The sequence below is a fragment of the Acidimicrobiales bacterium genome (assembly GCA_041394185.1).
GTDB lineage: Bacteria > Actinomycetota > Acidimicrobiia > Acidimicrobiales > Poriferisodalaceae > JAAETH01.
Window position 1 is genome coordinate 95,477 of the sequence record JAWKIQ010000003.1, and the last position, 12,486, is coordinate 107,962.

7 protein-coding genes and 2 tRNA genes are annotated in these 12,486 nt (G+C 64.4%); 3 read left to right on the forward strand and 6 right to left on the reverse strand.

All coding sequences use genetic code 11. The features are described 5' to 3' along the window. Positions 1-34: 34 nt before the first annotated feature. A complete protein-coding gene (locus R2770_13975; protein MEZ5281565.1) occupies positions 35-1,657 on the reverse strand; it encodes a hypothetical protein in 1,623 nt (540 codons plus the stop codon). A 185-nt stretch (positions 1,658-1,842) separates the two neighbouring features. Next, entirely contained in the window at positions 1,843-2,670 is an 828-nt protein-coding gene (locus R2770_13980; protein ID MEZ5281566.1) for an SDR family NAD(P)-dependent oxidoreductase, read from the reverse strand. 118 nt (positions 2,671-2,788) lie between these two features. On the opposite strand from R2770_13980, the gene R2770_13985 reads away from it, so the two are divergent. Both R2770_13985 and R2770_13990 read left to right on the forward strand, forming a co-directional pair. Continuing rightward, positions 2,789-4,081, forward strand: a complete 1,293-nt coding sequence (locus R2770_13985) for a YibE/F family protein (protein ID MEZ5281567.1) — start codon at positions 2,789-2,791, stop codon at positions 4,079-4,081. Between the two features lie 128 nt (positions 4,082-4,209). Further along, complete coding sequence (locus R2770_13990) at positions 4,210-5,604, forward strand: OmpA family protein (GenBank protein MEZ5281568.1); 1,395 nt, start codon at positions 4,210-4,212, stop codon at positions 5,602-5,604. 18 nt (positions 5,605-5,622) lie between these two features. On the opposite strand, the gene R2770_13995 is transcribed toward R2770_13990, so the two are convergent. After that, positions 5,623-6,651: a hypothetical protein gene (locus R2770_13995; GenBank protein MEZ5281569.1), complete on the reverse strand. Its 1,029-nt coding sequence runs from the start codon at positions 6,649-6,651 to the stop codon at positions 5,623-5,625. A gap of 203 nt (positions 6,652-6,854) precedes the next feature. On the opposite strand from R2770_13995, the gene R2770_14000 reads away from it, so the two are divergent. Continuing rightward, the gene (locus tag R2770_14000) at positions 6,855-7,469 is read left to right on the forward strand and encodes a hypothetical protein (protein ID MEZ5281570.1); all 615 of its coding nucleotides are present in this window, start codon (positions 6,855-6,857) and stop codon (positions 7,467-7,469) included. Positions 7,470-7,557: 88 nt separating this feature from the next. Here R2770_14000 and R2770_14005 read toward each other — a convergent pair. The 3 genes from R2770_14005 to R2770_14015 form a co-directional block, all read right to left on the reverse strand. After that, a tRNA-Val gene (locus R2770_14005) sits at positions 7,558-7,634 on the reverse strand. 58 nt (positions 7,635-7,692) lie between these two features. Continuing rightward, positions 7,693-12,102, reverse strand: coding sequence for a VCBS repeat-containing protein (locus tag R2770_14010; GenBank protein MEZ5281571.1), 4,410 nt, complete (start codon positions 12,100-12,102; stop codon positions 7,693-7,695). Between the two features lie 171 nt (positions 12,103-12,273). Continuing rightward, a tRNA-Cys gene (locus tag R2770_14015) sits at positions 12,274-12,344 on the reverse strand. Positions 12,345-12,486: the final 142 nt, after the last annotated feature.

Here is a 12,486-nt window from a genome sequence, read left to right on the forward strand (position 1 = left end):
GGCCACGGCCGATCGACGGGCCTGCGAAACCGCCTCAGAAGGCGAGTCGGAGCAGAGCCGATTGCGGGATCGGACCGACTACCGGTGACTCCCAGGAGACGATGTCGAGAATCGATACCAAGCCCGAAGATGGTGTCTCGAACACAAGACCGCCGGCCAGGCAGTTGCTCATCTGCAGATCGACCCTGATGCCCGATGTATCGGGGCCGAGGAGGACTCCCCGAACCTCTGGGGCGAAGTCATGCCCGAAGCATCTCACCTGCCCGGTGACGGCGGCATCCCGGTTGGCACCCACGAGCGTCACCTCGGCAAGTCTCGCGCCTTCCCAGTAGCCATCCAGGCGTACGCCGGTGACCCCCTCGTCGACGACGATGCCCCGAAGGTGATCGCGCCCCCAGTAGTGGCCGTTCGTGATGATGGTTCCGAAGCCGCCCGGTCCGATCTGTATCGCGGCCGGCAGCAGCTGATCGTCTGGCACCCACTCGTGGGTTGAGACGAACAGGTTCGTCAAGACGAGGTCGTGGGGGCCGTCGAGCAGAACCGCAGGTTCGGTCGGTGAGCCCGATTGCTGGACCTGAAGATCCATGATGAAGGCGTCGGTCGCCGGGTCTGGCTGGGCTGCCTCGCCCCAGTCGTCTGGTTTCCACGACGTGTGGAAGCCCGAGCCGGTGGCGTGGCTCACCGTCAGATTGTCGATGTCGTACTGGTAGCCGTGGATCCGGACGCCTTCGCAGATCTCCATGCAGTCGATCGTCAGATCGGCGATCGAGAAGTGATGGTTTCCGTCGCCATCCATGACGGCGGTTCGAACGATCGGACCCTCCGAAGGGTCGAAACCAGCGCCCGGGCGGATGATCGTCACACCCACACCGGCCCCTGTAAGGGCCTGATGATCTCCGATCACGATCGGGTCGTCCACCTCGAACACCCCAGGGGGCAGCTGCAGATCGCCGGTCGGCTCCATCGGAGCCGGAACGGTCGTGCTGCTGGTCTGCGGCTCGGTTGTCGTCGTGAGCAACGGAACTGTCGAGGTCGTCGAAGTCGTGGTCGAAGACGCAATCGCGGTCGTGGTGGTGGTGCTCACCGGAGGTTCCGCGGGCGGAGCGGGCTCGACCAGGTCCAGGCTCAGATAGTTGATGGCCGTCTGGTATTCGGCCGAATCGCCGAACGTGAGAACGAGCGACCCATCGGCGACGTCGACGGCAGCCGCCGACTCCAGGTTCATGCGGCCGTTGTCGCCGTCCACGACCACAACGCCGTTGGCTTCGATGCGATTGAGCGTGGACAAAGCGCTGTCCCCCCAACCGACCGTCACCAGGTACCGACCGTTCGGCACATCGATCCGCCACTTGACGGCTGGGCTGAAGCGCCACTGCTTGTCGTACCAGCGCGACTCGGCCCGGCACACCGTGTCCCGAATACCCAGGTCCGATGATCGATTGAAGCACTGGCTGCGGTGAAGTTCGTCGAGCCAGCCAAACCCGCGCTGGGGGTCGTAGGCGCCGCCCGATTCGGTGACCCACCCCTCTACATCGAGCTTGCCGAAGTTGACCCGGACCTGCTCGGCCGCCCGCGCCGGCGAGTCGGCCAGGACGAGAGCCGACCACGCGACGATCGCAAGCGAGATGATTACCCGGGAGTATGGGCGGAGCGACACGAAAGCCTCCGAAGGTGCGAGCTCACCCATGTCTGTCGACCGGACCGCGCGACGGCTGCGTAGTCTTGCCTCATGGTCCGGCCCTCCGATCTGCACCCAGACGAGGCCGAGCACACGACCGCGCGCCGCGGCCATGCCCGAGATCGACCTGATACCCGAAGGGCATTACCGGGACGAGAAGACCCTCACTCTCTCGACCGGTAGCGGGTGTGGTCGGCCACCATCAACCAGTCTGCTGGTGGTTCCTCCAACCCGAGCTCTGCCAGCAGCTGATGGCTGTAGGCGATCCGCCCGGTCAGATCACCCGTGGCCAAAGCCAGAGCAGCCCGGGCCATCATCGATTCGTCCTCGACCCACCGCTCGCGGTCAGGGGTGATCAGTTGGTGGTGCACCACCCCAGGCGTCGCCACTACCGATGTAGGAGACAGGGCGTTCACGGTGATCCCGTCGTCGAACAGCTCGGCTGCAAGCCCTGTCGAGAACCGCTCGAGGGCAGCCTTCACCATGCCGTAGACCGTGCTGCCTCTGGCCTTGGAATCGGGATAGGGGTGAAGGCCGGCCTTGGACGAGATGTTCAGGATCGATCCTGAGCCGCGTTCGCGCATCGACGGAATCACCATCTGGGCCAGCTCGAAGGGTGCCCGCACCTGAACCTCGAACATCAGCCTCCAACGCTTCTCGGTGAACTCCTCAACCGGCTCGAAATAGGTGACGGCGCCGTTGTTCACGAGCACGTCGATAGGGCCCAGTTCCCTCACGGTCTCCTCCACGAGCCGGGCACGATCATCGGCACGCGCGAGGTCGGCAACCACCGGGTGGGCAACCCCACCGGAACCCCGAATCGCCTCGACCGTTGTGGTCAGCGACCCGGCGAAGCGGCTGTCACCCTCCTCAGAGGTTCGAGCCGACACACATACGGCGGCCCCCTCAGCGGAGAAGAGCTCGGCGATGGCGGCGCCTATCCCCCTGCTCGCTCCGGTGACGACCGCGATCTGACCTTCCAGCTTTCCCATACCCCAACTTCAGCACACTCGGGTGCGTCCCAGTACTTCTGGGCCGCAAGGAGGCGAGCTTCCTCGCGAGTCGACATCGAGCACCCACGAGACCTCTGGATGGCTAGCTTCTTACCGCATGGGGCACAGCCACGGTCATGGCCACGAACACGGCGGCTTCGATGCCCAACATTGGAGGTCGTGGCTGGCCGACCCCAGGTCCAGGGTCATCGGCTGGATGTTGATGGTCGCCGCCGCCGCAACGGTTGGGGGAATCATCGCCTATTGGCCCAGTGGCGACGGTCGCCAAGCCGCCATCGTCAGCGCCAACGAGCTGGGTCTGGTCAGCGACCGGCTGGCGGCCACCGTCCTCCAGGTCACGGATGCTCAATGCTCGTACTCGAGTGATCCTGGCGAGATCTGCAGGCAGATGGACGTTCGCCTCGACGACGGCCCCGAGGCCGGCTCGCTGGTGGCGCTGCCAGAGGTGAATCTGGCGTTCAACCCGTATCTGCCCGACCTCTCCCCCGGCGACGGTGTGGTCCTCGGCTATGAAGACAGCACGGGCATCTATTTCTTCACCGACGTCGACCGTCGCAGCACGCTGTTGATTCTCGCTGCCTTGTTCATGGCCGTTGTCGTGACCTTCGGCCGGTTGAGGGGCCTGCTGGCGCTGGTCGCCATGGCGGCCACGCTGGTCATCCTGGTGGCCTTCGTCGCGCCGTCGGTTCTCGATGGCAACGACCCACTGGCCGTGTCGGTCGTCGCGGCCTGTGCCATTGCCTTCGTCACGCTGTACACCACTCACGGGCCGACTCCCACCACCACCGTCGCGCTCGCCGGAACGCTCGGGGCGCTTGGAGTGACCCTGGCCTTGTCGTGGCTGTTCTTTGCCCTGGCCGAGTTTTCTGGCCTGGCTTCCGAGGAAGCGCTGACCCTGCCCTTCGTAGCCAACCAGGTAGACGTCGGGGCTCTGCTGCTGGGAGGGGCGATAATCGGTGCCCTGGGTGCGCTCGACGATGTCACCGTCACCCAGGTAGCCACAGTCTCCGAGCTTCGCCGCCATAGCCCAGACATGCCCGCCAAGGAACTGTTCGCCGCAGGAATAAGGGTCGGTCGCGAACACATCGCGTCCACCGTCAACACCCTCTTGTTGGCCTATGCCGGCGCCAGCATGCCCTTGCTGTTGTTGTTCGCGGCCTCCGACCAGTCGCTTCAGATGATCGCGAACACCGAGGTAGTCGCCATCGAGATAGCTCGCACTCTGTGCGGCTCGATGGGCTTGGTGGCAGCGGTGCCGGTCACCACAGCCCTGGCCGCGGCGCTGTCTGGTCGCGCGGACGCAATCACCGGCTCGGACGCCGCGCAACGCGAGACGCCACCGCCGAGCTGGGACGACTTCGCTCCGCCAGACGAGCTGCGAGGCATCTAGCTCCAATCGCACAAGCTCACCGAGCCACATCCCCACACGGTCAGGCGCCGGCGTGGACGCGGTCACCATGCGTGATCATCGAACGCTCCCGGTGGTAGCCGAATGGCCCTTCGAGTACTCTCGTTACCGTGTTGAGACCTCTCGCTTCCATCCTTGTCGTCCTGCTCCTGCTCGCCGCCTGTGGCGGTGGCGACGAAGGAGGATCCGACGCCTCGACGACCAGCCAGGCCACCACCTCGACCTCCGCTGTCGAAGCCGACGCCTCGACAACGACCTCGGCCGACACGACCACCACGACGCCCGAGCCGACCACTACGACGACGGCGTCGGCGACCACCGACGGGTCGACCACCACGACCGAAGCCGCAGAACCAGTGACTGAGGCCGATGAGACAGACTGGCTCACCATCGCTGCCGGGGTCACCATCGTCGGCTTCGAAGGGGAGAATGCGTCTGCCTCCAACGGGGTCCGCGCGATCGATGGTGAGCCCACCCAGATCGGCTTCAGCAACGACGCCTCAGAGCCCGTCGTCTACGTGTTCGAGCTGCCCGCGCCCACCACCTTCACCGCGTTCTCCATCCCCGACACCCGCAACTCGCCGGGGAACACGACCTTCTTCGGCTCGGTCGAGGTCGCCGGCTCGAATACCGGACCCGAGGAGGGCTTCGAAGTTCTCGTGTCCAACGATTTCGTCGAACTCGACGAAGGTCAGGAGGCCGCCCACTTCACCCCGTCCACCTCGACTCCGGTTCGCTGGATTCGCCTCACGCTCTCCGGCGCGCTCCACGTCGAGCACGAGCCGGGAAAGACCGTCGTTCGCTTCACCGAGCTGATCGGACAGGGCGCTCAGGACCCGGTTCCCATGGGGGATAGGTTCAACGGCGTGTGGGAGCTGGCCTTCCTCGACAACCCCGATGGCTCGGGTGATCTGACCCAGCTTCGCCAAGACGGGTCTCGCGTGTCTGGTTGCATTGGATTCGCGATGGTCAACGGAACCGTCACAGGCAACGTCGTTCGCCTGAACGGAATCGACACCCGCAACGACCGACCCAGCGCCTACCTATTCGTGGTCGGCGACGACGGCCGACTGCGAGGTATGGAATCGACCAACAACGGTGTGTTCAGGGCGCGCATCGGGCGTGTGTCGCCTGAAGGCACCACGACGCCATGTAGCCAGTCCGAACCCGAACCGATCGCATGTGGCTCGGTCGTCTACGTCAACTTCGATGTCAACTCCGCGACTATCCGACCCGACTCGACCCAGGTCCTCGACGACTTGTACGAAGACCTCGGCGCACAGGAGGCGACGGTCGTCGGCCACACCTCCACCGAGGGCGATGCCGACCACAACCAGGACCTCTCCGAACGCCGCGCCCAGGCGGTGGTCGACGAGCTGGTCGCCAGAGGAATGCCCGCCGACCAGATCTCGAGCGAGGGCCGCGGCGAAACCGAGCCCCTGGTGCGTGAATCCGACGAAGCCTCACGCTCGATCAACCGCAGGGTCGAGATCGCCTGCGGATGATCGGAGCAATCGTCGGCCTCAGCCGACGAGCGTGAACGGCGTGAAGCTGGTTCCGTCGCTGAAGGTGAGCCCTTCGACGTAGAGGCTGTAGCCGCTCTCGTCGAGCTGGTCGATCGTGATCGAGCCCATGGTGGCGAAGTCGCTTCCCAGCACGGGCTCGGGGCCCGAGCCGTCGGGGTCGTAGTAGACGCAGATCCCAGTGCTCGTGTTCGGGTCGTCACACGAGATCTCGTATGTTCCCAGTTCGCCGGTCCAGGCCTCACCCCACTGCGTGTAGAGCTCGAACGACAGGAAGAACCCGTCGGAGTCCGGATTGGTGTGGATGTGGAAGTACGGGTCCGCATCCGCGTTGGTCAGGGCAAAGAACGGGGTAGAGGGCAACGCCGACCAGTCGATGGCGACAGTCGCCCCCTCGGTCACTCGCCAAACCCCCGTGGTTCCGCCAGTCGCCGACCCGTCGGAAGCCTCGGTGCTCGGGCTCGCATGATCCGCTGGAATCGACATGTTCTGGTTGACGGTGATGAAGTCACCGGTTTCGCCGATCTGGATCACCGCGGTCAATCCGGGGTTCGCTGGATCGGTGATGTTCAGCGCGACCGTGCCACCAAGATCGATCGGTTCGTCGACCGAGTAGCCCATCTCAGGCAGAGTCATTTGGTAGTGAGCGACGATCTCGGCGACGGTGGCTCCGGTCACCTCGAACACGACGCTCTGGTCGACGCCGAACTCGGTCTCGTTGACGGTGAAGGGCGCCCAGTCGGTTTCTACCGAGTTACCTGGCGGAAGCCCAAACACCGTCTCGAAGTCGCCGCCACCAGGGTCAGACTGTCCGGTCGCGTCAGCGTCGTCGCCATCGGATCCGTCTTCTGAGGAATCACCCGATCCGCCTGAGCCTCCGGAGTTCGACTCGGAATCCGAGTTCGAACCTGTCTGCGACTCGTCATCTGTGCCCGACGGCGCACCCCCGGCATCTTCGGCCGACTCGCCACACCCAGCGGCGAGGACGAGACAGACCACGAGGGCCCCCAGCAATCGCCAGATCTTCATGGTTCCACCCTTCTGAGATGAGTTGACCCCATAAGTCGGCCAACTCACTATCCCTTCAAGCAACAAGTGCCGCGGCTGCTGCTGAGCGTGGGTGTGCAGGGTCCGTTACGCGCCGTCGAAGTAGCGGCGATTGGATCGGGATAGCGGCCGGCCGGAACCGCAGACGGCAAGGGCCCCAAAACAAAACCGATGTCGTTGTGGGCGTGGCCGGCGGGCAATTCGCCAGCCAGGACGAAACCGAGCCAGGCTTCACACCCACGACCGTCAGCCCGGCAGATGCAGGTGCGGTCCGTGTCCTCGACACGATCGCAGAGGTCGAGCAGCTAATCGACGACTACGGCAACTGCATCATGGCCAACCGCGACTCCGGAGCGTTCGCAATCCAGCTCGACCGGGTCAAGGGCACAATCGGCCAAGCCCAGACATCCCACAAGGACCCCGCAGCTCTCGACGCCATCGATGCAGCCGAATCACTCTGCGACTCCAAGTTGGCGTTCTCATCCTCGATCAGCCTCGCCGACCGATACGACGAACCAACACCCGACAGCGAATGGATCGTGTTCGGCAAGAACCCAACCGGATGGGAAGACGCCGACTGGATCATCGAGATCCACCTCGACACGGACAGGCCACTCAACCGGCTCGACCCGATCGGCCAATTGCTCGCCGACCATCCCGACATCGCCTCTGGCACCTTCCAGGCACCATCGACCTACCGCGTCGTCCCCCGACAAAGCCCCATCCCCGAAGACCTGATCACCGCCATCACAGACCTCGACGAAGTCATCGCGGTATGGAGAATCGCGAAACGCACCTAGCGACCTCGCAAGCGGGCACTCATCCACAACGCTGGCAGCCCGCGGAGCGCCAAAACCCAGACGGCCAGGGCGTTTGCCCTGGCCGGAGTGGTGGGCGATACAGGAGTTGAACCTGTGACCTCTTGCGTGTCATGCAAGCGCGCTAACCAACTGCGCCAATCGCCCTGGGACGGGTAACGGTACCACCTCCCCGAAGGGAATCAACACCGAAAACCCGGCGCTATCACGGCCAGTTACCGGTCACCGTTGTGAGGGTCGAGGCGGCGACGCTGACCGTCTGACAGGCTGGAGCGAAACCGGCCGCTTCACCGAAGCAGATCCGATAGTCACCAACAGGCAGATCGGACCAGTAGCCCCACTCGTTGACCGCGACGCCGTCCACGTAGAGCGTCGATGGCTGGGCCGGAGCGGTAAGGATCCGCAACCAACCCTTGAGGTCGAAGGTCGCGTTCACGATGGTCGTCACACCGGCCGTAATCGTCACGTTGTTGCAGGTCGGAGTGACCAGGTCGACCACCTCGCTGAAGCACACCTCATAGGCCCCGGGTGCAAGCTTCAGCCAGTTGAGACCCCAGGAATCCGCGACGTTTCCGTTGATGGTGATCGTCGTCGGCACACCACCGCCGCCTGCACCTGCCTCGGTGACGACGCGCAAGAAGCCGTGTTGGGGCGGGGCCGTTGATGTGCCGGCATCGAAGGTTCCTGTGACGACAGTGGCCACGCCGGCCACCACCACGACGTTCTGACATGGCTCTGGGGCAAACCCTGGAACGTTGCCGAAGCAGACCTCGTAGTTTCCGGGTGCGACGTCGGTCCATGAACCCCAATCGTTTGCGGGGTTCCCGTTGACCGAGATCGTCGACTGCACTCCGCCGCCACCAGCGCCAGCCTCTGTAATCACGCGCAACGAGCCCATCTGCTGGAACACCCCGTCGACCACCCCGGTCACGCCGGGCTGAACGTCGACGACCTGGCATGGCGGTGTGACCCAGCCAACCACGTCACCGAAGCAGACCTCGTGCTGGCCTGGGGTGACCTTCATCCAGTTGAGACCCCAGCGATCCCTGGGCAAGCCGTCGACGATCAGGCGTGATGGCAGGGGCGGGTTGGTCGTAACCCGAAGCAGGCATGTAGCGCACTCGGCGGGTTGGCCGGTCCAGCCTCCTTCGGAGCCAGACCCTCCAGCCCGCGACGACCAACCGGTGACGAGGGCAGATCCATCGGCGGTGAAGCGGGCGGCACCCGACGAGGCGTCGGCCGCAGCGTTGCCGGCGACAAGACCGACACTGAACCGTTCTGCCACCCCCGTGAGAGACGGTGCCAACACGTTCAACGGGCGCCCGAACGCGGCGACCGTCATCAGGTCGTCCTGGTCGCGATAGCTGTCCGCGATGGTGTCGTCATCGTGGTGGGCCATGACCAAAGAACGACTGATGGTCGAGTCGGCAGCCGCCATCCACTCGGGTGCGGCGAGGTCGGCGCCGAAGGTCGCCAAAGCACCGACGGTGGTGCCGCCAGACTCGTGGATCTGGTCGGCCGCCTCGAAGGTGCCTCCCGGTGTTCCCTCGTACTGGAACCAGTACGAGCCGTCGACGCTGTCGACGGTGGCCGTCGCCCAACCCGGGTATATCTGCCAACTCATGGCCCAGCCCGTGCCGGGAATACTCGACCGAATGGTCGTCCGCAGCGGACCTTCGTTGACGACGCTCGAGCTCGCCGACGTGGACCCAGGATGGAAGTGGCCTCCATCGGCAGGAGCGATCAGGTTGGGTATGCCTCGGAACTCGCCCGCGGCGCCGACGGCCGTGCTGTACCCGATCCAGTCGTTACCGTCGGCATCGTCGAGGCTGGCGAACCCGCCACCGGCCATGTCGAAGAACCAGTCGCCCGCCGGCGTCTCGACCCTGGTTGTCGACACGCCCGCGTCGACCACACCAGGTGTGGTGGTGACCAGGGGGGCAACGACTGTTGGCGCCAAGCCGGCCGAAGTGACCTCGAAGTACACCTGGAAGTAGCGGGTCTGGCCTGCTGCGGTGTTGCCGGGCATCAGGACCACGAGTTCACCGGTGGCATCCGTCGAAGCGTCGAAGGTGGCGCTGGGATCGAACTGGAACGGCACGTCGACGTTGACGATCGCACCAGACCCGTCGACCTCGACGACCTTGAGCGACGCTGTGTCTATCGACCCACCGCCTCCTGCGGCGCCAAGAGCAGCCGTGAAGTCAACTCCGGCGACAGCGGGGTGATCGACGCTCGCGACCCCCAGCGGACCCACCTCGAAGTTGGTGCGGTAGCGGCGATCGACATCGTGCCAGACCGGAGGCGAGATCAGGCCCGAGAGGTTCTCGTGGATGATCACCCTGAAGTGGAGCCAGCCGATCGAGTAGATGTCGAGGTCGCCGTCACCGTCGAGATCGGCGAGTTTGGTGCCGTCGTGGTTCTCCTCGTTTGTGTGAACCGGTATCGGCTTCCACGCAGAGCCCGTGCCCGACATGTTCTGCAGCACGTACACGGTGCCGTCGGCCTCGGTCGGGCCATGTTCGCCGATGACAGCGTCCTGGTCGCCGTCACCGTCTATGTCAGCCACGTCGAGCGAGTGGATCGGAAACGCCCCCTCGAACATCAGGTGCTCTGGCCATTCGGTGGTTGGGTCGAGGGGCTGCTCGTACCAGACGACCGAGTTCTGCGGGTCGTACTCGTGAGACACGACGATGTCGATGCGTCCGTCGAGGTTGATGTCGGCCGGAACCATTCGGTCGGGCAGACGATCTCCCAGCACCGGCTGCCCGGCGAAGCAGCAGGTCGTCGGATTGTGCAGCACGAAGTCGGTGTAAGAGCCATTGGCTTCGCGGCGCGACCACATGTGTCCTTGAATGAAGTCGAGATCGCCGTCGCCGTCGATATCGACGAACGCCGCCTCTTCGCCTTGGGAGGGCAGGCTGGTCAGGACAGTGGGCCAGGTCGTGTTGATCGGGTCAGCGGGAACGGTGATCTTCTCGATGCCCAACGCTCGGTCGTTCCACAGCGTGTAGATCTCGACTCCGGTCGGCGTCTCTACGAAGGTGACACCCTGGTGAAACTCGTTCGTGGCAGTGACGATGTTCTGGATGTTGGATCGGCTGGTGAAGCTGCCCGAGCCGTCGTTCTCGGACCACACATAGGTCATCGAGTTGAGGCCCTGCTCGCCAAACACGTCGAGGTCGCCGTCGCCGTCTACGTCGACCAGCAAGAAGGCATGGAGCATTGGCGACGGCAGCACGTGGCGCGTCCAACTGCCACCCAACGAACCCGGATTCTCGAACCAAGCACGGCCCGCGAGAAGGTCGAGGTCACCGTCGAGGTCGATGTCGCCATGACGGACCCAAGCCTGCTTGAGCGTGTTGGTACCCACGAGATGACGCTGCCAGCTGCCCACGTCGTGACCTGGGAACGGATTGGCGAACAGCCGGAGTTCGGGTGTGCCTTGGTTGAACGGCTTGGACACGATGTCGAGGTCGCCGTCATCGTCTATGTCGGCGAGCTTTGACTCGTGGTTGTCGATGCCGGTAGACACCAGGTCGCGCACGAACGAGCCAGCGCCATCGCCGTAGAACACGACCGATCGCGCGGCCGCTCCGGCATTGATGGCCATCTCGGCAGCAAACACGTCGATGAAGCCATCGCCGTCTACATCGCCGGTGTCGACACTGTGACCCTCACTCCACGTGCCGGCCAGTTCGTGTGTGAGCAGGGTTGTGTAAACCCAGGTGGCACCGTCCCATTCGTAGTAGCCGAGCCCACCGGGATTGTCGCCCGAGGCGGTGATCAGCTCGGGCCGGCCGCCTTGGACGATGTCGGCGATGTGCCACCTGTAGCTGGCTTCTGCCAGATTGACAGTGGTCACGTCGTAGCTGCTCGTCGTGCTGTTGTAGGAGATGATGCGGCCGCCACCGACCAGGTCGTCGTCGCCGTCGGCGTCGACGTCACCCACGGCGAGTCCTTCTGAGAATGTGGTCGCATCGACGACCACCTGGGCCGGCCACGACGACGAAGTGGTCGGGTCGGCAGGGATCTCGGCGATGAACAGGTCGTTGACGGTGTTTCCGTTGCCCTGGTTCCAGTAGGCGAACTCATCCGATCCGTCGTTGTCGAAATCGCCGAAAGCAATGTCGTGGTGCTTGTTGGCCCCGGAGTTCTTGGCCGTGTATCGCGTCCACGCCGAACCGAAGGCCGTCGCACCGGGGTTCTTCCACCACCAGATCTCGTTCGACATGAAGTCGCCCGCCAGAACGATGTCGAGGAGCCCATCCCCATCGACGTCGTGGAGCGCACCACCGGCCTCGGGCCGAAGCGCGGCCGCATCGACCACGCTCTGCTCCCACGTCGAGCCGGTGCGCCGGAACCAGACCACCGAATTGGTTCCGCCCCGCGATCCCATCGCGATGTCGTCGTCACCGTCTCCGTCGATGTCACCAACCAGCAGGGCCGTCTGCTCAGAGCCGCCGAGCGGTACGGGTAGGTCGCCCGCACCTGCCGACATCTCGACCCATTCGATGTTCCCGGTGACCGCGGACGACTGTTCGCCGCTGGCCACCAACACCAGGCCACCTGCCAACAAGAGGAGGGCCAAGACGCCACTAACCAACCTGGACATCGGAACCTCCGCACCACCTACGTACCGCACTGGGTCGGGACCCTAGCACCATAGGCAGCGTTCTCCTCACCGAGAGCGTTCAGATATCGGATGTGATGTGTTCAGTGTTGTAGGGCCGGCGGAGTCCCAAAACGAAAGACGACCCCTCGCGGGGGCCGTCTCACTGATTTGAGGCGCCGACCGGAATCGAACCGGTGTACACGGCTTTGCAGGCCGCTGCCTAACCACTCGGCCACGGCGCCTGGAGGTCCACATGGTAGCCGCGTCGAGACCGTTCCGAAGAAAAGGTTTTGCCCGCATTGACGCCCACTCAGAGTGGCGATATCTTCGCATTCCGTAGACATCTGGTCGAGATCGAGCCGGGTCGGAGAAGGAAGAACTCCC

Bases quoted from the DNA above. Each gene is read 5' to 3' on its own strand.
- R2770_13980 (MEZ5281566.1), bottom strand. From the start codon at position 2,670: ATGGGAAAGCTGGAAGGTCAGATCGCGGTCGTCACCGGAGCGAGCAGG.
- R2770_13985 (MEZ5281567.1), top strand. From the start codon at position 2,789: ATGGGGCACAGCCACGGTCATGGCCACGAACACGGCGGCTTCGATGCC.
- R2770_13995 (MEZ5281569.1), bottom strand. From the start codon at position 6,651: ATGAAGATCTGGCGATTGCTGGGGGCCCTCGTGGTCTGTCTCGTCCTC.
- R2770_14010 (MEZ5281571.1), bottom strand. From the start codon at position 12,102: ATGTCCAGGTTGGTTAGTGGCGTCTTGGCCCTCCTCTTGTTGGCAGGT.